Origin of the sequence: Stenotrophomonas ginsengisoli, from assembly GCF_001431485.1 — a bacterium.
Lineage (GTDB): Bacteria > Pseudomonadota > Gammaproteobacteria > Xanthomonadales > Xanthomonadaceae > Stenotrophomonas > Stenotrophomonas ginsengisoli.
On the sequence record NZ_LDJM01000025.1, the window covers coordinates 42,951 to 64,895 of the forward strand.

Consider the following 21,945-nt stretch of genomic DNA (forward strand, 5'->3'; position numbering starts at 1 on the left):
CAGACCGGCCCGAAGGCTGGCTTACTTCTTCTTCGGCGCGATCATCATCACCATCTGACGCCCTTCCAGGCGCGGACGCGATTCGATCACGATGTCCTCGCCCAGATCAGCCTCGATCCGGTTGGCCATGGCACGACCCAGATCCTGGTGGCTCATTTCACGGCCACGGAAACGGATGTTGATCTTGACCTTGTCCCCTTCCTCCAGGAAGCGGCGCATGTTGCGCAGCTTGATCTGGTAGTCACCCTCGTCGGTGACCGGACGGAACTTGATTTCCTTGATGTCTACCTGCTTGCTCTTCTTCTTCGCTTCACTGGCACGCTTCTGCGCCTCGAAACGGAACTTGCCGTAGTCCATCACCTTGCACACCGGCGGATCGGCCTGGGGCTGGATCTCGACCAGATCCAGGCCCTCCTCTTCGGCCATCGCCAATGCTTCGTCACGGGTCAACACGCCCACCATCTCACCGTCAGAGCCGATCACGCGGACGCGCGGCACTCGGATTTCATGGTTCTTGCGGTTCTGTTTGTTGTCCGGGGTACTGATATTCCAATCTCCCAAGGGGTAGGGTTCAGTGCGCCAGCCAGGCATGGCCGGCGCACCGTGCTAATCAAGCTTGCAGGTCAGCGCGCAGGTGAGCGATGAAGGCATCCAGCGGCATCGAGCCAAGGTCCTCACCGGTACGCGTACGCACCGCCACGGCCCCGTTCTCCTTCTCGCGGTCACCCACGACCAGCAGATACGGCACGCGCTGCAGCGTATGCTCGCGAATCTTATAGCCGATCTTCTCATTGCGCAAATCGGCCTCCACGCGGAAGCCTTGCGCGGCAAGGGTTTTGCGAACGCCCTCGACGTAATCGGCCTGAGCGTCGGTGATGTTGGCCACCACAACCTGAATCGGGGCCAGCCAGGTCGGGAAGACACCGGCGTGGTGCTCGATCAGGATGCCGATGAAGCGCTCCATCGAGCCAACGATGGCCCGGTGCAGCATCACCGGGTGCTTCTTCTGGCTGTTTTCGTCCACGTACTCGGCGCCCAGGCGGCCCGGCATCATGAAGTCCACCTGCACGGTGCCCAGCTGCCAGGTGCGGCCGATGGCGTCCTTGAGGTGGTACTCGATCTTCGGGCCGTAGAAGGCACCCTCGCCCGGCAGCTCGGTCCAGGCCACGCCGCAAGCCGACAGCGCCGAGCGCAGCGCGCCCTCGGCCTTGTCCCAGGTGGCATCGTCACCCAGGCGCGATTCCGGGCGCAGGGCGATCTTGATCTGGATGTCGTCAAAACCGAAGTGCTCGTACACCGCCAGCGCCTGCTGGTGGAAGGCGGTCACTTCGGATTCGATCTGCGATTCGGTGCAGAAGATGTGGCCATCATCCTGGGTGAAGCCGCGCACGCGCAGGATGCCGTGCAGCGCACCGGTCGGCTCGTTGCGGTGGCACGAACCGAACTCGCCGTAGCGGATCGGCAGGTCGCGGTAGCTGTGCAGGCCCTGGTTGAACACCTGGACGTGGCCCGGGCAGTTCATCGGCTTGACCGCGTAGGTACGCTTCTCCGACTCGGTGAAGAACATGTTCTCCTGGTAGTTGTCCCAGTGGCCGGATTTCTTCCACAGGCTCACGTCCAGGATCTGCGGGCAACGCACCTCGCCGTAGCCGCTGCTGCGGTACACGCCGCGCATGTACTGCTCCACTTCCTGCCAGATCGACCAACCCTTCGGGTGCCAGAACACCAGGCCCGGGGCCTCTTCCTGGATGTGGAACAGGTCCTGCTGCTTGCCGATGCGGCGGTGGTCGCGCTTTTCAGCCTCTTCCACACGCTTGATGTAGGCGTCCAGCTGCTTCTTGTCGGCCCAGGCGGTGCCGTAGATGCGCTGCAGCTGCTCGTTGTTGGCATCGCCGCGCCAGTAGGCACCGGAAATGCGGGTCAGCTTGAATGCCTTCAGGAAGCGGGTGTTGGGCACGTGCGGGCCACGGCACATGTCCACGTATTCCTGGTGGTAGTACAGGCCCATGGCGGTGATGTCTTCGGGCATGTCCTGGATCAGGCGCAGCTTGTAGTCCTCACCGCGGGCGGTGAAGGTCTCGATCACTTCGGCGCGCGGGGTCATCTTCTTGACCACGTCGTACTCGGTGGCGATCAGCTCGGCCATGCGCTTTTCGATGGCAGCCATGTCTTCCGGGGTGAACGGGCGCTCGGAGAAGATGTCGTAGTAGAAGCCTTCGTTGATCACCGGGCCGATGACCATCTTCACATCCGGGTACAGCTGCTTGACCGCATGGCCGACCAGGTGGGCGCAGGAGTGGCGGATGATTTCCACACCCTCCTCGTCCTTGGCGGTGATGATGCGCAGGCGCGCATCGGCGGCAATGATGTCGCTGGCGTCCACCAGCTTGCCGTCCACTTCACCGGCAATGGTGGCCTTGGCCAGGCCGGCACCGATGGACTGGGCCACGTCCATGACGCTGACCGGGTTGTCGAACTGGCGGGTACTGCCGTCGGGAAGGGTAATGGTGACCATGGTTTTATCGCCTGAATGAGTGTGCGGCCAAGGCCGCGTAACAACGGTATGCCCGCAGCCCGGGCCAAAAAAAAACGCCACGAGGGCGCCTGCAACAGGTGCAACCTCGGGTGGCGTCAGCAGTGGGCGGTGGTAGTTGCCATGTCACACACTCGGCCGGCGCGTTGGCGCGGGCCACCTGGAAGTTGCCGGATAGGCCGATATTTCACCATACGGCGGCCTTGCCGTCCAATCGCCGTTCCAGCTGGCGTCCACACCAATGCGGCAGGGATCACGGCAGCCCAGACTGAACGCCCGGCCCCAAACCGCATGCAGCAAGCCCATGCGGGATCCTGCAGCTGACCGGCAACGCCCGGGGCGCGCTGCCGGCACCCCATCCCCCGGACCAAAACCCTCGCGCTGCACGCCCGGTGTGACAGGCTTTCTGCAATCAGAAAGTCGCTGCAGCGTCGCGCTGGATGGTCGACGAAGGGGAGGCCGGCCTCTCATCCGGTGCCGCCCTTCCCGTAGCCTTTCCGGTTCCTCCCACCGCAGCAAGCGGGCAGACGCTCTGATAGACCGGAATCCAGGTGTGGTTCACACGCTTGGCACGCCGCGTATAGCGTTAAGTCCCGGTGCGCCAATCCACGGGCACCCAACCGTCACTGGGCATCCCCTCGGAGCAGAACTTGAAAGGATTGTTGCCATAGGGAAGAACCGTTGCAGAGGCTTGCTGGCCATGCATCAACCCAGCAACCAGCACGAGTGGAACCAACATTCTTGTATTCATGATTACTCCTTGTCTGCCATGACCCAACACTGCACCGCTACCGGCCAGCACCGCCCTGCCGCCGTTCAATGATTGCCTGGACAGTAGAAAAAGCACCGATCCAATCATCCGGGCAAAACCCGAGGGCGCATGAAGGCCGCCCGGCTTATTTCCCAAAAAAGCCACGCACTCGGGAGGAACGCTCCTCCCGTCGGAGCTGCTGTCGCAATTTCATTTCATTACGCTCGCCCTCAAGGTCAGTGGCCCACACCGGCCTGCTGCATCCTCGCCAGACCACACTGCACACCCCACTACCCTTGTCCTGCTCGCATCGCCGCATTGCCGTGGCCATGGCACCCTCACTGCTGGGCAATGCGTTCATGTTGATCTCCTGCGCGGAGTGATAAAGATCACCTTCAAGCACACCGACGATGGCGAAGCACTTGTTGTAACCACTAACTATCACGCCACAGTCCGGTGCACCACTTGCAGCACATTGGTCCAGGGCCTCAATTTCAGCCTCATCGCGCGAAACCTTGTTCACCACCGGAGTTACTGACTGCATCTGGCTGGAGACAGCCACTGCATAAAATGCCGTCCTGAAATAGCCACCGGGCTTGATTTCCTGTGGCTCGCTGTAACCACCGCCTCCCGAACCAGGTGCAGGGCCACACTGTGCACTGCCAGCATTAACCCCTGTAGGACAGGCTGTCTGTGCAAATGCGGCCGCAGGCAACAGCAGGCAGGTTGCAGCAGCTGCCATGATGAGTTTCATTTTCATGCTCGGTCACCCCGCATCCGCTGCAGCACCGCGACTACCTGCAGCAACGCCGCCTGGACAGGCCGTCTGCGCCGATGCAGCGCCCGGAACCACAACGAACAAGATGAAATTGATCAAATAACGCTTGAATTTTGTTATGCGCATGATTCACCCATGGAAGAAAAACCAATTCCCGACGGAGCCAACCCAAGAACCAGACGTTGCGAAACCGCATGATCATGTCGACCATTGATGCTCCGACGCTCGAGAGGAGCCATGCATCAACGAACACCCGACAGAGTCGACTCGATACAGCAGCACAGCCAGTGCAGGGCACCGCCACTCATGCACCGCTGCATGAAGGATGGGATGTACTGGAAACTTACTGTCTTGTACGGATTTATTATCGTCCACACACCCTGCCGAGGAAGCACAGGCATCCAATTATGCTTACATATCCGCGAAGGCAGAATTTTTCGACATCTCCTGACTATCTGGAAGGAATTTCACTGCGCACATAGTCAACATGCGGCAAAGCCCGCACAGGCACCGGAATCGAAGCTGCAAAAAACCTAGGCCGCAATAATCATCGAATTACGCATACCGCCTCCATTGATAGAGCAGTAAACCACCGGATCCAACCTCTGACTCCATCAATAATACAGCACAAGATCGGTTCGAAAATCAATACAGACAGCCTTGTGCACCTTGCATTCCGCGGATGGAGAAATGGCAGAGCATTCCTGACGGACAGCTCGCCTACTGGCCCGGCCATTGGAACCCGTCCTGAAAATACGGTGCTTGACACCTTCAAGGTTCACACTGCCGACACTGGCGCATGAATTACGCCATGTCCCCAACACCTCACAATCATCATTACCTGCACGCCGGCATGCCGTCATGGCATCAGCCGTGACACCGGCCAAGCCACCACTATCAGCGCCGGTGACCCAGTAAGTGGTATCGCCAGACATGGATTTGACATAGGCACCATAGCCCTCGTAACGGACAACATCATGCCCTCTGACAGAGCAATCCATGCTGCCGGGCATCGTACCCAACGGGCAACGAGGTTGTGAAAAAGAATCCACCGGGAACAACAGGATCGAAAAACCGAAAAAATAAATGCGAAAAAACGCAAATGCATAAATAACTCAAAAGAGTCATTCCGGCCTTCCGGCAACACCAGCAGCGAGCAGCCACTGCCACACGCACCACCATAGCCATTGAAGCAACAAAGGCAAGGACTGCCTGTAAGGAGAAAATTTCAATTCCTCACAGGACTGATCGCTGAAATGAAGGCTTCACCTGATCAAGAAGCAGAAAAACAATACGCAGCCTCGATTGTTCGTCCTGCGGCATTCAACCGAAGCCCCCTGCCGAAATCCTGGCAAACACAAGCATCAGACCCACCACCCATTGCATCAGAGCAACTGAAAGAGAGCCCGCCACACTCAAAAGCCTATATAACGATCCACGTGACAGCCGCCCACTTGCTCACCGGACCCACACTCTTAATTAGCAGCAACCGCCCATTCGGACATGCCGATTGCGCCATGACATCTTGTAGCGACAGCGCAGCCAAGGCAGCGACAGAAATCAACATAAATATGCGCACAACCATCAGCAGCCATTGAGGCAATTACGGAAGTCCGAAAACCAAGCACGCCAGAAATTACCCCCACCTGACACCTTGCACGTATTTCCGGAAAATACCACCACCATCAACGACCTTACCCAGAGTCACAAATTATCGGCACATGATTGGCTCAACCCGGCACCGTGGAAGGAATCATGCCGCCACTATAACAGCGCTGAACATAAGAGGGAATGTACTGATAGTTCACTGGATAATTGGGGGCGATCGGCATCCACGTACCCAACTCTGATACGACGGGCATCCAATTGTGATCTGGACACCCCCGACGACAAAACTGCTCAACATCCCCAGAGTATCGAGAAGGAATCTGGCTACGCACATAATCAACGTGCGGCAAGGCAAGAACGGCAACGGGAGTAACCGCCGCAATGGCAGCACACGAAAGCAAAACAATAGCCATTGTATTTCGCATACAACCTCCTCAGGCAAAACAACAGCCAGTAGCTATAAGTTTTCAGGATAGAACGCTAAAAGCGAACAAAGCGAACCAGCAAGCCGCAGCGGAAACCAACGCAGGAAAACACCGGAGACACCGCGACCAATCACTTCACATGCAGGATCGAGAAGCGAATATCCCACAACCAATCAGTAAGGAACCAAATCCGTCCTAAAGTCGACGCAACGCGGTCTTTTCGCCACAGTACATCGTCCCGCAGGGGAAATTCTTTCACACTCCTGCTTGACGGCGCGCTTGCTTGCACGCCCATTTGATCCTGTAGCGAAAATAGGCCGACTTATGCCATCCACCATGACACTACCAACGCTTGCACATGAATTCCTCCATGTGCCAATGACCTGACAATCATTATTTCCTGCACGGCGGCACGATGCCATCGCCTCAGCAATAACGCCCTCCATACCATCAGAATTGGCAGCCATTGATGAATAGGAAATCCGGGCAGACATCGAATCAACGTAAGCCCCATACCCCTCATGGCGCACAATACGCACGTTCTGCGCACCACCGTCAGGGCCACACATGCGACTTCCTGCAGCAACGCCGCCTGGACAGGCCGTCTGCGCCGATGCAGCACCCGGGACCACAACGAACAAGATGAAATTGATCAAATAACGCTTGAATTTTGCTGTGCGCATGATTTATCCATGAAAACAAACCAAGTCTCGACGGGACGGGGCCAGCCCTAGAAACCAGACCTTGCGAAACCGCATGATCATGTCGGCCATTGATGCGCTGATGCTCGATGAAAGCCATGCATCAAAGAACACCCGACACAGTCGACTCGATACAGCAGCACAACCAGTGCAGGGCACCGCCACTCAAGAAAACCCACATCTGAAACTGCCCCGTCGCGCAACAGCCAGAATGAGGAACCCATAACACCAAAGCCCTCAATCCAGCGCCAGTCAATCAGTGAGAGACATAGCCCCCCCAACCCTTGGCACAAACAGGCTGGGCACCCACCTTGCAATAATCCCAATTCGGATTACGCCGCGAACACTCTTCACGCACCTTGCGCGCAGTGGCGCGCTCACTACGAGCCTCCACAGCAAAAACCTGCTTCTGCCCGTTGACAATCACACTTCCGGTATTGGCACAGGCATTTTCCCACGTGTGCAGAATTACACAGTCGCCACCATACTCAGCGCGACACCGGGTCATGGCCTGTTCGATAACCGCCTCTTGGCCCATCCCGTTACTGGCACCATTCAAAAAAGAGACGTGCGACACCGGTGAATAGGCAATCGCGCCGTAGCCGTCATACCGCACGTAGGAGGTCGGCCGGGACGGTACTTGATCAACTGGCGCTGCATCTGGCCCACAGGTCGCGCTTCCTACAAGCGTCCCAACAGGACATGCCGTCTGAGCCATCGATGGCTGCGTGACGCCACCAAGGAGCGTGAATAACAACAAGGCAGGCCACGCCCTCGTTGCACTGGAAGCCTTGCTGGAAAATATCATGCATCACTCCTCACTCTTACTGACCGCCACAGCCCCAATCTCCTGAACACCCCCCTATCGAAAGTGACGACATATAGATGACGCCACCAGAAAAGAGCACGGAGCCAAAATTAGCGACAGGACGAACATACAGGAACAAAACAACCTCGAGGAACACCCCTTAGTTAACTCAATAGGGGACGCGATCCGTTCGAAAATCAACATACGTCACCTCCGACCTTAGTCTACACTCCGCCCCGAAAGCCAAGGCAGCACATTGCTGACGGACTGCACGCTTGCTCGCTCTACCGCTCGATCCTGAAGCGAAGATCATTCTCTTGTGACCATCGACCATGACATTTCCTACGCTGGCACAAGAACTTCTCTATACACCCAAAATGTAGCAATCAGCATTTCCATCTCTTTGGCAATCCGCAATTGCATCAACCCGGATACTGGCAAGCCCTTCTGCATTAGAACCTGTCACCACGTACGCTGCACCCTCGGACATGGAGTGAGCATATGCACCATAACTCTCGCGACGGACTACATGGATATCATGCGACAAACCATCGTGGCCGCACATCCAACTACCCGCGAAATCCCCACCCAGGCATGCGACCTGTGCTGAAGCAAAACAAAAGCCAACATCAACAGAGAAAATATTAGGCTTTATAATCTGGAAATATCTTCCGTGAAAATCAACCGACCTGCAGCACCCTCGCCTCCAGTGATCCAGCGAGAACGGATAACAATCCATTGCCACGAATACTAAATCGCAGGCATGAGGAACGACATATAAACATAGGCCATACGGATCGATCCATCAATATGGAACCAATTGCACATAAGGGCGGATACAGTGTGACTTCCTGATGTCGCACACACCGTCAGGATCCATCGATCCGCACAACCTACGGACCTCGCGGCGGCTGACACGGGTATTATCTCCAGTAGCGAACAATGGATGAACCCCATCAGCATTGGTCAACTTTGCTACTGTTGCGCAAGAGTTCTGCCAACTCCCAAGCAGGTAGCAATCTGTATTACCAGCCGCCCGACAATTCGACAGCGCATCCTGCTCTCTATCCCGCCTGGTCGTATCGTTAGCACCAATCGTAGAAAAAAACACACCCACACTTGGCGAATATACAAAAGCTCCATAACCAGGATAACGAACCGCGCGGTAATTCGGCGCAGCCCCATCCTCACCACAAGACTGACTGCCCGCAACAACGCCACTGGCACAAGCGGATTGCGCCCTGGAAACATCAAACGACGAAATACTGATCATGAAAAAAATGGACAGCAGAAGATTTCTCATCACCCCCCCCGATCAGACGTGCATGAATTAGGACCCGGAAGCTTGCAAAGATCCTTGAAAAATGTAGCTATCGGCAGATTACAGCCCCACCAATTTAATCAAACACAATCAATACGAGACGTAACCACCCCAAGGTTTTGCGCAGTGCGCATCCGGCACGCGACACTCACCTTGGGGATTACGCCTTTCGCACTCTGACCTCGCTTGTCGTTCTGCAGCGCGCTTGGTGCGCGCCTCGCTGACAAAAATCTGCTTGACCCCATCGACAGGCACACTACCGACCGCGACACAGGCGTTGGTCCACTCATGAAGCAGCTGGCAATCCGTCGCACCATCATTCCTGCAGGATGCCAGCGCCTCATCTCGTACTGAACTGGCTATCTCATCGCCAGCATCCAGAAAGTAAGAAACCTTCGAGAGACTACGAGAGACCGCCACTGCGCCGTAGCCCGGATATCGCACGAATGTGGTGGGGCGCGAAGCCTCGGCAGTGCCCTCTCTACCGGCAATGGAATCAGGGCCGCAGGCTGCACTACCCGCAGCACTCCCCACAGGACAGGCCGTCTGCGCCCTGGCCTCACTCAAAATGAGCACCAATACGCACAAGCATGCCAGGAAAATATCTCGCACTGTGCCCCTTGCGCAGCTGATATGCCACCCTCCTTTTTTATTACCGAGCGCCGAGAATGGCAACGAGATGGTCAGCCATGACCTCCGAAAGACATGGCCGCCATTGACGACGCAGTCACAGACATATGCGAACGCATCCGAATACTTACATGAGTGACGAAAAAGATGATCCCGCAAATGGATCAATAGGGAACAAGGTCCGTCCTGAAATAAATGCACTTCGCCCTCTTGACCACGTTGCACTGCGCACCAGGCGCCAACCTCTCGCATTCAGCTCTCGCCGCGCGCTTGCTGGAACGCCCATTGGACCCCGTGGCAATTAAAGGCTGCTTTGTACCATTGACCATGACAGTAGCAAAACTCGCACAAGAATTAGTCCAAGTCCCAACGAAATCACAGTCGCCGTTGCCGTCCCGCAGACAATCCGCCATGGCCCCCTCACGCACCCCACTCAACCCGCCCGAATTGGCAGCAGACTGAGAATAAAGCAATCCCGCGGAGACCGAATATACGGCAGCCCCATGCGCATCGTACCGAACGATACGCACATTCTGCGACCCGCCATCAGAGCCGCACATGCGACTCCCCGCAGTGACCCCGCCCGGGCATGCGGTCTGCGCCTTGGTCTCGCCCCAATGGAACACCAAGACCAGCATCAGAAAAATACGCAATCCATGCAATCTCATGGAAGCATGCAGGTAGCCCATCGAGAATCCTCCGTTGATACCCGACATTCACATATTCGAATTTGGAACTCCATAGCAGCGTTGATTCCCGCAACCATCGCGCATCAATCTTACCCAGATCAATCAACAGCCTGATCAACCAGGAACATTGGAAGAAATCGACCCGCCACTCATGCACCGCTGCATGAAGGATGGGATGTACTGGAAATTTACTGCCTTGTACGGATTTATTATCGTCCACACACCCTGCCGAGGAAGCACAGGCATCCAATTATGCTTGGCATATCCACGAAGGCAGAACTTTTCGACATCCCCTGAATATCTGGAAGGAATTTCGCTGCGCACGTAGTCAACATGCGGCAAAGCCCCCGCAGGCACAGGCACCAAAGCCGCAAAAAAAACCGAGACCGCAATAATCATTGAATTACGCATAACCCCTCCATTGATAGACCAGGAAACCACCGGATCCAACCACTGACTCCATCAATAATACGGCACAAGATCGGTTCGAAAATCAATGCAGACAGCCTTGTGCACCTTGCATTCCGCGGATGGAGAAATGGCAGAGCATTCCTGACGGACCGCTCGCCTACTGGCCCGACCATTGGAACCCGTCCTGAAAATCCGGTGCTTGATACCTTCAAGATTCACACTGCCGACACTGGCGCATGAATTACGCCATGTCCCCAACACCTCGCAGTCATCATTACCTGCACGCCGGCATGCCGTCATGGCATCAGCCGTGACACCGGCCAAGCCACCACTATCAGCGCCGGTGACCCAGTAAGTGGTATCGCCAGACATGGATTTGACATAGGCACCATAACCCTCATAACGGACAACATGATGCCCTCTGATAGAGCAATCCATGCTGCCAGGCATCGTACCCAACGGACAACGGGGCTGCGAAAAAGAGTCCACCGGAAACAGCAGGATCGAAAAACCAAAAAAAATCAAAGCGAAAAAACGAAAACACATAAATAACTCCCGAGAGTCATTTTTCAAAATCAGCCAACATTTGCACCCATACTGCGCGGGTGACCCTGCCCTGCTCCAGCGCCACCTGGCTTTTCGGCAACACCAGCAGCGAACTGACCGCCCATGCCGTTATAGGTACTGAAATTACCCAGCGAGCCCTGGAAGAACATCGCGGCCATTGGCGGCGTTGCCAGAATCAGAGTGGACAGGATCAACCCCATCCCCCCCTGCTGCACCGCCTGTGCAGTCAGCCCCTGCTGGTCGAGGAACTCCAACCCCTCAATAGAACTCAACCCCTTGCTGGCCCAGGCAGCCACTGCAACACGCGCCACCATTTCCATCGCCACCGAAGTAACAAACACCAACACTGCCTGGGAGAACAACGTACCAATGCCATAGAACAACCAGCGTTGAAACAGAGACTTTGTCTGGTCGAACAGAAGGCACAAGATGAAAATTGGACCGAAACCAATGAACATGGCTATTGCAATCTGATACAACAACAACATCGATCCAGCCACAATGGCAGGGCCACCAGCACCGACACCCGCCATCATTTTCGCCTGGCGCTTGCTGTCATCCAGCTCCTTGTCTTCTTGAGCCTGGACTTGATCGATAGCCATCATGGAAATGGTCATCAATGCCAGGTTCTTATCGATCATCGAATTGACGTTCCCGTCGTCACCCGTGACCAACTCGGTCACTTGCCCCCCGAGATCATCAACGAAGAAGTCGCGCAGATCGGTTCCATAAAAGGCAAAGCCACTGGCACACACGCAAATCACCGCAGCGCGGGCGCTATTGACCATCAATGCGGACATGGATTCGCGCGACTGACCGGTGACAATGCGAAAACCCTGGATCATGAACCAGATGGTCAGTGCAGTCAGCGCCGCACCGGCCACCATGCGCGTCACGCGATTGAGCGTTTCATCAGCAAACTTGTCGATGGATGTTTCCAGAAAACTGTATACAGCCTCGAAGAAGGCCATTTGCTGCAAGCCATCAATAATCCCATTCCATTCCATCGTACCGTTCCTTCATCTGCCACCGGCAGAAAAATCAATCTACATCAGTGAATTTTGAGCGCAGCCTGGATGACTGAGCCACCGACCAAGGATTTGACGATATCCTGCCAGAGACCTCCCGCAGGATCATCACCAGTACCACCACCATTAACTACCCGACGACCAAGCGCGTCGTTGTAGCTGGACAGCAGACCAGCATACTGCTCGTACTGAGATTGCCTTTCGCGGAAAGTGGCAATAGCCATGTCGAATTCGAGCTGGGCTGCCTGCAGCGTTACCTGATGGGCACCTGCGGAACTGAAGCCTCGGTTGCCGTTTTTCCTGATGTCAGCCAAGACATTGTCCTCGTAGCGGCGCTTGATACCAGGCAGCGTGGTGGAAACAAGTTCCACGGATTCGTTGTAGCGAATATTGGTCAGTACGCGGATGGCACCACAAATTTCAGCCTGGGCATTGGTAATTTGCTCATTGGTAGCCCCGGCGGGCAAACTGAAGCCGGTACGCAGGCGCGCCCTGACTGCCGATGCAGTCAGAGAACGTCCAGCCTCGCCACACGACACCGAAATTCCGAAACCTTCGTCAACCTTGGCCAGCTGCTGACCGGCAGGCCAGCTGTAATCGGAAATACTGCGAGTGACCGGAGAACCGTTCTGACCATGACTGTTGTAGTAATCACGCACTGCCTTGGTGTAGTCCTGGATGTTCTTCAGGTAACCATGCGATTTGTCATCCCTCACATTCCAGGCAGCCAATGCCGTAGCAGGAAAGACTGCCGACACCACCACGGCCAGGGCGACAGCCCGGATTACGAACGATTTCCTGTTACGGCGCATAACCTACTCCTTGTCTGACAGGGCTATCGATACTGAAAGCCACGTTCAAATGATGTGTCGAACATCCCATTTCGCAACTGTGCATCAGGCCACCGCCTTGCCCGAGCCCTTGCGGTTGGCATAGAAGGCATCCAGCCATTGGTCCGGGGTCAGGGCATCGACCTGCACGCCGGTGTCGCTGGCGGTCTTGGCCAGCACCCGGTTCAGGATCTCGATGTTGTCGGTGGAGGCAGAAATCACCGCCAGGGCGTCATCCAGACCACGCAGGTTGAGCTGGCACACAGTCGATGAATGCCCCTGCTTGACCAGGAAGCAACGCGAGCGCTCATCCAGGCTGACCACCACCTCGAACTCGGCCTCGGTCAACTTCAGGCCTTCGATGTAGTCCTTCTTGGAGGCATTGGGGTTGGGCAGCAGGATCAAGGTGGCGGTCTGCTCGATCAGCGCGGCGGCGATGTCACTGGCCAAGGCGTCTTCCGGGCTCTGGGTGGCGAAGATGCCCAGGCCGTTCTGCTTACGGATGGTCTTCTGCTTGTTCTTGGCAAATTCCTTCAGCCCGCCCTTGCCATCGAGGATCTTCCAGAACTCGTCCATCACGTAGATCAGCGGGCGGCCATCGATCAGCTCTTCCAGGCGATGCAGCAGGTAGTTGATCACCGGCACGCGCACTTCGGCGTTGTCGATGATGTCGGTGTAGTCAAAACCGATGATGTTGGCCCGGGTCAGGTCCACCGTGTCACGCGGATTGTCGAACACCCAGCCCAGCGAATTGCCGGCCGTCCACTTGCGGATGCGTGCATACAGCGAGTCATCACCCATGTTGGGCAGTGACTTCTGGAAATTGGTCAGGGTACGCAGGTGCATCGGCGTATCGAGCATGTTCTCCACGGCGCGGAAGATGTCCTCATCCTCACGCGCGGTGTATTCGTGCTTGCCGCACAGCACCTTGACCAGGTCAGCCAGGAACTGCACGTTGGCATCGCTGCGCTGACACTGGAACGGGTTGAAGCCGGTCGGCTGGCCATTTTCCAGGGCCAGATAGTTGCCGCCGCAGGCGCGCACGAAGATCTCCGCACCCTTGTCCTTGTCGAAGAAGAAGATGGTCGGCGCCGGGTCGTACTTCTGCACCTGGCTGAGCAGGAAGTTGATCAGCGCGGTCTTGCCGGTGCCTGATTTGCCGATGACCATGGTGTTGGCAATGGCCTTTTCACCCAGCGAGTTCTCCGCCGGATGGGTGGCATGGAAATTGAAGTAGTACGGCTGGCCGTTGGTGGTCTGCAGCACCGTGACGCACTTGCCCCACGGGTTGCGGTCCTGCTTGCCGGTGGCAAAGTTGTGCAGCGGCGACAGGCCGAGGAAATTCAGCGAACTGACGTTGGCCTGACGGGTGCGGTAGCGCCAGTTGCACGGCAGCTGCGAATAGAACGAGGCGGCGATGGCCACATCCTCCTTGGCCGAGACAAAGCCTGCGTTGGACAGCTCCGCACGCGCAGTGGCCACCTGCTGCTGCAGCGCCGCCTGGCTGTCGGCATACAGCGCGATGATGTAGTGGTACTCGCCGAGCACGAAATTACCCGAGCTGAGCTGGTCCATGGCCTCGTCCAGCTCGACGATCTGGCTGACCGCCTTGTCGCCGGAGGAGATCATCAGGCCCTTGGTGCGATCCAGCACACGCAAGGCGTCCTGGCGCCCGATCGGGCTGAAGCTGTGGGTGATGACGTACTCGAAGTCCAGGTACTTCAAGCCGTTGAGAATGCCCGGATAGGTGGAATCCGGATATTCCTTGATATTGAGGATGGCTCCGTAGTGATTCTTGCCGGCCGGGGTGGTGATCACATAGTCACCGGTCTTCACCGAGAAGGTCTGGCGGCTGACGGCCAGGTAATCCTTGACCGAGGCATTGAGCACCGGCACCGGCTCGGCCACCCGGTTGAGCAGGTAACCGAAGAATTCCAGGGTTTCGGAAAACACCATGCCGTTGCTGGCTTCATAGATGCCCATGCGCTGCGGCGAGTAATCCTTGAGCACCGCCTCCACGTTCTCGGCCAGTTCCATGACCTTGGAGATCGCCTGCTCCTCCATGGCCCGCAGCTTGCCGATGTCGTCGGTCTTTTCGACAAATGCCTTGCCGCCGGTCACTGGGCGGTAGATCAGGGTCAGGTACAGCTCGTTGACCATGACCCGCTGGCCGGACAGGGAGTCGTAATAGGCCTGCGACAGCTCCTGGTTGAAGCGCTGCGCGTAGCGCGAGTCACCACTGATGCTGCCCTTGCGGCGCACATCGTGGACCCAGAAGGCCACATTGGTGTAATCCGGCGCACGCAGGGTCTGCAGCATGCGGTTGAAGGTGTTGTGGCGATGCTCCAGCTCCCACTCCTCGCGACCGACGAAAGGCAAACCACCGAGGAACCAGGTCATCAGGTAGTCGCCGCCGGTGGTCTTGACCACGGTCGGTGACACATGGCTGGAAAAGGGAACAAATTCGGCGATGGCGGTATCAGGAGAGAACATCACACTTACCAAGGTAGAAGGCCCCGGCACCGCTAAGGTGCCAGGTCCGGGTCAACGCGGAGGCTGCTTGCGATGATCGTTGGGGCTGTACACCCACATGCCATCATTGCCGGCAATGTTGCGTGTACGCAGGCGGAACTGCAGTTTCAGACCGAGAAGGCGAAAAATCATTTCGTCACGCTTGGCCATCATCCGCATCACCATGATCACCAGCGGCACCAGGACGATGAGGAAATAGTTCCGGCTCCACACCATCACCAACAGGACCGCACCCACCCCAACGAAGAACGGCACGACTGGAACGCCCAGGAACATCGCTGGGCGTGTACAGCCGCGGAACATCGCGTTTTTACGCATTCTCGTACTGGCTGGCTTCGATGCTGATGCTGCCGGTGGTGGTGGTCTTGCAGGCTTCGTTGTCCGGCATGATCATCGAGGCGATCTGGCCAGCAGCACCGATCAGCAGGCCACCGATCAGGATCGGCGCCACGTCGGAAATGCGCTTGTGGGCGAAAGCGATCTGGTAACCGGCGAAGATGATGGCGATGGTCACCACGGCGATCGAAGCAATCGACAACAGCCCGTTGATGTTGTCCAGGAAGCCGCACACGCTACCTTCGGTATCGCCGTAACGATCATTGGCCAGTACCGGAGTGATCATGACGGCCAGCAACAGGCCAGCGTTGCGGATGGTCTTGCCGGCGTTGACCAGCTTGTTGTTGATACCTTGCTTTTCCATGGCATTTCTCCTACTTGCAAACAATGGGCACGAGGCCCGGACACGCCGGCTTGCGACCGGCTAGAAAACCCAGGCGCTGTCACGCTCTGGAAGATTGGGTACTGCCATGGTCTGGGCCACGGCAACCGGTACGGCCGGCAGGGCCGATGAAGACACAGCGGCAGTGCTGACAGCCGGGGCCGGCATGACCGTAGTGGACACGGCCACCGGTTGCCCGCGTACCTGCACACTGAGCGGCTGCGCCACGGTCTGGTCGGCTGCAGCAGCTGCGGCGATCGGCGCTGCCACCCGTGATACGGGCTCGGCACGCTGCGGCATCACCGCGTGGGCCAGTCGCTGCGGCACCTCGGCCACGATGCGTCGACTGGTACGGTGCTGTTCGCCACCTGCCAGGGCAATGGCCGACTGCTCGCGTCGCCCCATCAGTGCCGTGGCCTGTGCATCACGTGCCAGCGAGGCAAATACTTTCTGCACGTAACCGTGTCGATAGCCGGTAGTGAAATTTCCGGAGTAATAGCAACTGAAAGCCTTGCCCCAGTCCTGTCCGGAGCGCGCATGGCACTCGGACAGGATGCGCGCACCGGCGCGCACGTTGTTGCACACATCAAAAGCCTGCTCGTAGCTTCCCAGGCCTTGCTTGGACAGGTTGTAACGATTGACCTGGACCAGGCCAACAGAGAAGTTCCTGCCCTGCTCTTCCAGCATTTTGGCCGTGCTCACCGCCTCGGCCAGATTGCGCGGCTGGCGTACCAGACGCCCCCCCACCACACCAATGGCATAGGGGTTGTGCGACGACTCGACCTGGGCAACGTGCTGCATCAGCTGGCCGGGTATGGCCATGTCGTTGCAGGCAGCCATCAACTCCAATCCTGGCAACATGGTCAGTCAGCCTCCCAGCGAGCGTTGCGGATCGAAATCGATCCCGGTGATGTGACGGCTGCCACCATGGGCCGCGATATGCACGACCACGTCGATGGTCAGCTGCAGCAGGCGCTTGATCACGGAAAACTCCAGCCCCGAACCTTCGGCCGATGCCTTGACCATCAAGGCCAGCTGGTCCCAGGTCTGGCCGATGCTGCCGGCGTGACAACTGGTGATCGAACCCGGGTGACCGGAGGCACAGTTGCGGATGAAGTAGAACGATTCATCACCGCGCAACTCGGCCAGGATGATGCGGTCCGGCTTCATGCGCAGGCAGGCCTCCATGCAACTCTTGGCGGTGACATTGGCCGTGCTCTGCCCGCCCTTGGAGTACAGCAGGTGCACCACATTGGGCTGGGTGATGAACAGCTCGCGCGCATCCTCGATGGTGACCAGGCGCTCGTCTTCCGGGATATGGTTGACCAGCGCCTTCATGAAGGTGGTCTTGCCCGAACCGGTCGCGCCTGCCACCACGATGTTCTTCTTGTAATGCACCGCCTTGCGGAAGAAATCCGCATAGCGGCGCTGCGAGCGCAGTTCCAGCAGTTCCTGATCATGTGCACTCAGGCTGGGCGCACCCTCCAGCACCCGCTCGAAGAATCCGTCCTGCTGGTACTGGTCCAGGCTGCGGGTATGGTGCGAAGGCAAACGAATGGTGATGGACACCGTACCCGGTGCGCAGGCTGGCGGAATCACGAACTGGGCACGCTGGCCGGTCGGAAAGGTCAGCGACACCACCGGATCGGTATCGGTGATGCGCTGCCCGGTATTGCTCTCGTTGACAATGGCCACACAGAACTGGCGCGCACGCTCGAAGGTCATGCCTGGGACCTGCACGCATTGCCAGCGCCCACGCGACTCCAGCCAGATCTCGCCCGGCCGGTTGATACAGATTTCCGTCACGTCATTGCTGGCGATGTAATCCCCAATGCCCAGGGCCTGGAACTGGTAGTCCAGGAAGGCGTTGTTGACCGCATCGGTATCGATGGCCATGCCCATGACGTGCTCAGCGCCTCAGGTTGGCCACGACGGAGGAGAAATCCACATCGCGTGCGACATAGACATTGACCACGGTGCCCTGGTTGATGGTCACGGTCGGACGACGGTTGAGCTGCTGGTTGAGCACCTGGTTGGCCATGTTTTCCATGGTGCGTGCCGTGGCACTTTCATACGGCGAGCTGACGATGGTGCCGTTGGCCCCCACTTCATACTCGGCCGGGCCATGCTCGGCAGCGGCGTACTTGAAGCCATCGGCCACCAGGCTGATCAACAGTGCGGCAGAGATCTTCTGCCCCCAGTGATTGTCCAGATCGCCCGGATGACCCGCACCGCCAAGGCCATCGATACCCGGGCTGGACATCTGCACATCCACCCCATTGGGCGTGGTGATGCGGTCCCAGATCACCTGGACGCGATCGGTCATCGCCCCACTGTAGGAACCAAAGACCTTGGAACCGCGCGGCAGCAACAGGGTCTGGCCGGTGGTCGAATAGACCGGCTCGGTCACGATGCAGCTGGTGAAGCCCGGATGATCGGTGACCACGCGGGTTTCCAGCACACAGCGGATATACGTGCCACGTTGCAGCAGCGTATCGCGGCGGTGCAGGAAGCCGGCCTGGCCGACATCCTTGAGCTGGGCCTGGATGGTGGCATCCCCACCAGCGGCACCCGGCATGCCCGTCTGGCCCGGCATCTGGCCCATGCCGAACTCCGGCGACATCCCGGCACCAGCCTGCATGCCACCGGCATCATCGATACGCCGCGAGACCAGACTCGGCCCACGCGGTACAGCGGCCTGGCCCATGTCGCCTCCGGGCATTGCCATCGGCATCGGCTCGGCCAGCGGCAACGGCGGCACCATCGGTACCGGCTCGGCCGGCGGCGGCAGGTTGGGCATCCGTGCGACTGCCGGAGTTTCCGGAATGTACGGGCGCTCCTCACGCGGGGCAGCAGCCGGCTTTTCCGGCTCCTTGCTGCGGCCAAGCATCAACCAGGCCATCCCCAGCACCAGCAGGATCAGCAGGCCGAGGAACATCAACGCCTTGCGGTTCATGCGCTGGTTTTCTTCGGTACGCAGCTGCGGTGCGGCCGCATCCAGATCCGGCACCGGCTCGGCGCGGGCAGCATTGATGTAGGGGTTGCTGGCCAGGGCCGGGTCAATGGCACCCGGGTCGTTCACATTTTCCGTAGGGTTGTGACTCATTACTGCTTCTTCCTCCGCAGCCCGACCACGTTGTCACCATGACGCATCAACAGGTAGGGATAGGTGCCATGAACGATGATCGTGTTGCCTTCCACCGTGGTGTTGACCACAAATTCCTCCGAGCGCTCGCGTTCGCGGGCATACACGGCCGGAAAATTGCCGGTCGGGAAGGAAACGCCGTCGTTCAAACGGACATAGGTGAAACGGCCATCGTCGTAGACCGCCACCGGCACCATCCATGCCGCCTTGCTGCGGGTGGCATAGTCATAGCCATAGTTGTACTGACGGTCTTTTTCGATCCCGGTGGAGGCACGCACCAGATCAACCGGCTCGGGCGCTGCGGCGGCTGATGCACCGGTGGCCGTGGCCGCACCGAAGCTTTCCGGCGGATAGCTGAAGCGGATCTTGTACTGCACACCGGCGGCACGGGCCTGGGACAACTCACGCCAGTCGGTGGCCACCACCTTCAGCTCGAAGATGTAGGAATGGGTCGCCGTGCGCACCACCATGTTGGTGTCCACGTCCACATTCTTCGGCTTCAGGTAAAAGACGTTGTCGCGCCGGCTCAATTCCCAGCCACTGCTGAAGCCGGTGGAGTAATCCAGGATCTGCTCGGACGGATCCAGCTCGATCTGGGTGGTGATGCCAAGGCCGGTGCGCACCGGATATACCGCATCCGGCACGTAGGCATAGGTATCAATCACACGCTGCCCCACCGCCACCGCTCCGGCCGGCACCTCCTGGGCGAGCACTGCCGGCGTGGCTGTGGCAAGCACAGCAGCGGTCGCTGCCGCCATCAGGCCAAGTTTCAAACTCCGATTCATCGTGCAACATCTCCATTGGATGGCGGCAGTACACCGATGGCACCAGCAGCACCTGCCGTTCCCTGCCCTTGCTGTGACTGTTGTTGTTGCAGCTGCTGTTGCTGCAGCATCTGCAATTGCAGCTGCAACTGCTGGATCTGCGCCGGGTCCACCGGCGCGACCGGAGCCGGCATCGCACCATCGGCAGGCAACTGCATCGGCATTGCCTCACCCGCAGCTGCCATCGGCAGCTCCGGCAAGGTGGCGGCCGGCACCGGAGACAGCTCGACCTCGCCCGGCGTGGTGGTGGCCGCATCGCTGTCCACCCGGTAGGTCTTGACCTGGAATCCGAGCGGGTTCTGCACACGGTCGGCATCGCTCAGGCGCAGGTTCGGGTTGTACTCGAATTCGATCATCGCCACCTTGTTGTCGATGACACGGCTGCCGCCGGTTTTCTTGTCAAACAGCACGCGCTGGAAACGCACCGTTGCCGCGCCTTCGCGCTTGGGCCCACCCACGCGCTCCAGCACAATGCTCAGGATGCGGATGCGCACTGCACGGTCACGTCCGTACAGGATCGACGGATTGGCCGGATTGGACTGCCCCCACAAAGCACGCATTTCCGAGGACACCGAGCCGGTACTCATCAGGAACGGCAACTTCCAGTCGCCAGACTGGGAGGTCATCATCAACTCGTAGTCATAGCTTTCGCGGGCCACGATGAAGCGATGGATGTTCGAGCGCGCCACGGCCTGGTCGGCATACAGACGGTTGTCATCGGCCGAGCTGACCAGCCGGCTGACCTGGGCATTGCCGGTTATCGGGTCCAGCACCACCAGATACGGCTCGCGCTCCTTCAGCGGCAGCATCATGAAGATGGCACCGGACATGATCAGCGTCACCGCCAACGAGGTTCCTGCCACCCACCAGGCGCGCTTCTGGCTGCGCTTGGCCAGATCTGCAACGCTGACTTCGTAATTCACCGCACGAGCGACCGCCGCATCCACTGCCGGGCCCGTCTTCTTCCTGCCACCAATCATCATTCCCCCTGTCCGGCACTGCCTTGCTTGTCGTGGCGTTGGTAAGCGATCAACCTGCCGCCAACGCCGGCTCGGCAATCAATGCATTGCCGTCTACCCGGACCATCACGCCCTGTGCGGCATAGGCCTGGGCAACAGCTGCCGCCGCCTGCTGCAGGTCGGTGGCACTGACCTGTGCCACCTGCTGGTGCAGGGTGTAATCAGATTGCAGGCGGTAATCCAGACGGTAGCCGCTGTCGGCGGCCCAACGCTCAAGCATGGTCTTCAGGGTCCGGTCCATCGGCGAAGCCTGATAGACATAGGCCGCATGCAGCGGCAGCTCCTGGGGCTGGTCGGTGAAATGGTTCACCGGCTTCCAACGACCGCCAAACTCCTTGGCCGGCGTCGTACCGCAACCGGACAGTGCAACGCCCAGCCCTGCAACCATCAGCAACAAAAACGGCTTTTGCCTCACAAATCCCCCTGCGTCACGCAACATGAATGCACACAGCTCCACCCAATCACCCGCTATCGGGTGATCAAGAACAGCCTTATGTTTGTCTTGGCGTACGGCAGATCTGTGCCGGGAACAGCACGACACGCGATCCATCGCATTGGTGATGGGCAAGTACCGTGACAGCGCAGCTGCCCCCAAGTCCTTGCCAGATCACTGGCTAGAGGCTGTAG

General features: G+C 58.3%; 23 protein-coding genes. 1 reads left to right on the forward strand and 22 read right to left on the reverse strand.

Going from position 1 to position 21,945, the window contains the following annotated elements; genetic code table 11:
• Window positions 1-21: 21 nt before the first annotated feature.
• The 4 genes from infC to ABB30_RS16970 all read right to left on the reverse strand — a co-directional run bounded on the left by infC (window position 22) and on the right by ABB30_RS16970 (window position 5,075).
• Window positions 22-561, reverse strand: coding sequence for a translation initiation factor IF-3 (infC, locus tag ABB30_RS10210; protein WP_169788485.1), 540 nt, complete (start codon window positions 559-561; stop codon window positions 22-24).
• 49 nt (window positions 562-610) lie between these two features.
• The gene (gene thrS / locus ABB30_RS10215; protein WP_057638205.1) at window positions 611-2,515 is read right to left on the reverse strand and encodes a threonine--tRNA ligase; all 1,905 of its coding nucleotides are present in this window, start codon (window positions 2,513-2,515) and stop codon (window positions 611-613) included.
• A 914-nt stretch (window positions 2,516-3,429) separates the two neighbouring features.
• Window positions 3,430-4,044, reverse strand: a complete 615-nt coding sequence (locus ABB30_RS15800) for a DUF4189 domain-containing protein (protein WP_083489814.1) — start codon at window positions 4,042-4,044, stop codon at window positions 3,430-3,432.
• A gap of 632 nt (window positions 4,045-4,676) precedes the next feature.
• Complete coding sequence (locus ABB30_RS16970) at window positions 4,677-5,075, reverse strand: DUF4189 domain-containing protein (protein WP_083489815.1); 399 nt, start codon at window positions 5,073-5,075, stop codon at window positions 4,677-4,679.
• 243 nt (window positions 5,076-5,318) lie between these two features.
• Between ABB30_RS16970 and ABB30_RS16265 the strand changes: the two genes are divergently transcribed.
• On the forward strand, window positions 5,319-5,660 hold the full coding sequence (locus tag ABB30_RS16265) for a hypothetical protein (protein WP_152980691.1): 342 nt from the start codon (window positions 5,319-5,321) through the stop codon (window positions 5,658-5,660).
• Between the two features lie 608 nt (window positions 5,661-6,268).
• Here the strand turns inward: ABB30_RS16265 and ABB30_RS16975 are convergent.
• The 18 genes from ABB30_RS16975 to ABB30_RS10270 form a co-directional block, all read right to left on the reverse strand.
• Complete coding sequence (locus ABB30_RS16975) at window positions 6,269-6,778, reverse strand: DUF4189 domain-containing protein (protein WP_152980693.1); 510 nt, start codon at window positions 6,776-6,778, stop codon at window positions 6,269-6,271.
• Window positions 6,779-7,052: 274 nt separating this feature from the next.
• On the reverse strand, window positions 7,053-7,604 hold the full coding sequence (locus tag ABB30_RS16280) for a DUF4189 domain-containing protein (protein ID WP_152980694.1): 552 nt from the start codon (window positions 7,602-7,604) through the stop codon (window positions 7,053-7,055).
• An 805-nt stretch (window positions 7,605-8,409) separates the two neighbouring features.
• The gene (locus ABB30_RS15810) at window positions 8,410-8,907 is read right to left on the reverse strand and encodes a DUF4189 domain-containing protein (RefSeq protein WP_083489816.1); all 498 of its coding nucleotides are present in this window, start codon (window positions 8,905-8,907) and stop codon (window positions 8,410-8,412) included.
• A gap of 108 nt (window positions 8,908-9,015) precedes the next feature.
• Window positions 9,016-9,807, reverse strand: coding sequence for a DUF4189 domain-containing protein (locus ABB30_RS16980; protein WP_083489817.1), 792 nt, complete (start codon window positions 9,805-9,807; stop codon window positions 9,016-9,018).
• A complete protein-coding gene (locus tag ABB30_RS16985) occupies window positions 9,720-10,271 on the reverse strand; it encodes a DUF4189 domain-containing protein (RefSeq protein ID WP_083489818.1) in 552 nt (183 codons plus the stop codon). Before ABB30_RS16985 ends, ABB30_RS16980 begins: the two co-directional genes overlap by 88 nt.
• A gap of 87 nt (window positions 10,272-10,358) precedes the next feature.
• Window positions 10,359-10,694, reverse strand: coding sequence for a hypothetical protein (locus tag ABB30_RS16285; RefSeq protein ID WP_152980695.1), 336 nt, complete (start codon window positions 10,692-10,694; stop codon window positions 10,359-10,361).
• A 12-nt stretch (window positions 10,695-10,706) separates the two neighbouring features.
• Complete coding sequence (locus ABB30_RS15825) at window positions 10,707-11,201, reverse strand: DUF4189 domain-containing protein (protein WP_083489819.1); 495 nt, start codon at window positions 11,199-11,201, stop codon at window positions 10,707-10,709.
• Between the two features lie 29 nt (window positions 11,202-11,230).
• Window positions 11,231-12,229, reverse strand: coding sequence for a TrbL/VirB6 family protein (locus ABB30_RS10220; protein ID WP_057638206.1), 999 nt, complete (start codon window positions 12,227-12,229; stop codon window positions 11,231-11,233).
• Window positions 12,230-12,273: 44 nt separating this feature from the next.
• On the reverse strand, window positions 12,274-13,062 hold the full coding sequence (locus ABB30_RS10225; RefSeq protein ID WP_057638207.1) for a hypothetical protein: 789 nt from the start codon (window positions 13,060-13,062) through the stop codon (window positions 12,274-12,276).
• A gap of 84 nt (window positions 13,063-13,146) precedes the next feature.
• Window positions 13,147-15,573, reverse strand: a complete 2,427-nt coding sequence (locus ABB30_RS10230; protein ID WP_057638208.1) for a VirB4 family type IV secretion/conjugal transfer ATPase — start codon at window positions 15,571-15,573, stop codon at window positions 13,147-13,149.
• A 51-nt stretch (window positions 15,574-15,624) separates the two neighbouring features.
• Window positions 15,625-15,930: a VirB3 family type IV secretion system protein gene (locus ABB30_RS10235; protein WP_057638209.1), complete on the reverse strand. Its 306-nt coding sequence runs from the start codon at window positions 15,928-15,930 to the stop codon at window positions 15,625-15,627.
• Window positions 15,923-16,312: a TrbC/VirB2 family protein gene (locus ABB30_RS10240; RefSeq protein ID WP_057638210.1), complete on the reverse strand. Its 390-nt coding sequence runs from the start codon at window positions 16,310-16,312 to the stop codon at window positions 15,923-15,925. Before ABB30_RS10240 ends, ABB30_RS10235 begins: the two co-directional genes overlap by 8 nt.
• A 60-nt stretch (window positions 16,313-16,372) precedes the next feature.
• Window positions 16,373-17,191 (reverse strand): transglycosylase SLT domain-containing protein, encoded by an 819-nt coding sequence (locus tag ABB30_RS10245; protein WP_083489820.1) that lies wholly within the window; start codon window positions 17,189-17,191, stop codon window positions 16,373-16,375.
• Between the two features lie 6 nt (window positions 17,192-17,197).
• Window positions 17,198-18,232: a P-type DNA transfer ATPase VirB11 gene (virB11, locus tag ABB30_RS10250; RefSeq protein ID WP_425477403.1), complete on the reverse strand. Its 1,035-nt coding sequence runs from the start codon at window positions 18,230-18,232 to the stop codon at window positions 17,198-17,200.
• Window positions 18,233-18,239: 7 nt separating this feature from the next.
• Window positions 18,240-19,436 (reverse strand): TrbI/VirB10 family protein, encoded by a 1,197-nt coding sequence (locus tag ABB30_RS10255; RefSeq protein ID WP_057638212.1) that lies wholly within the window; start codon window positions 19,434-19,436, stop codon window positions 18,240-18,242.
• Window positions 19,436-20,260: a TrbG/VirB9 family P-type conjugative transfer protein gene (locus tag ABB30_RS10260; protein WP_152980696.1), complete on the reverse strand. Its 825-nt coding sequence runs from the start codon at window positions 20,258-20,260 to the stop codon at window positions 19,436-19,438. Before ABB30_RS10260 ends, ABB30_RS10255 begins: the two co-directional genes overlap by 1 nt.
• On the reverse strand, window positions 20,257-21,282 hold the full coding sequence (locus ABB30_RS10265) for a VirB8 family type IV secretion system protein (protein WP_083489822.1): 1,026 nt from the start codon (window positions 21,280-21,282) through the stop codon (window positions 20,257-20,259). Before ABB30_RS10265 ends, ABB30_RS10260 begins: the two co-directional genes overlap by 4 nt.
• Window positions 21,283-21,328: 46 nt before the next feature.
• Window positions 21,329-21,757: a TcpQ domain-containing protein gene (locus tag ABB30_RS10270; RefSeq protein WP_152980701.1), complete on the reverse strand. Its 429-nt coding sequence runs from the start codon at window positions 21,755-21,757 to the stop codon at window positions 21,329-21,331.
• Between the last annotated feature and the right edge of the window lie 188 nt (window positions 21,758-21,945).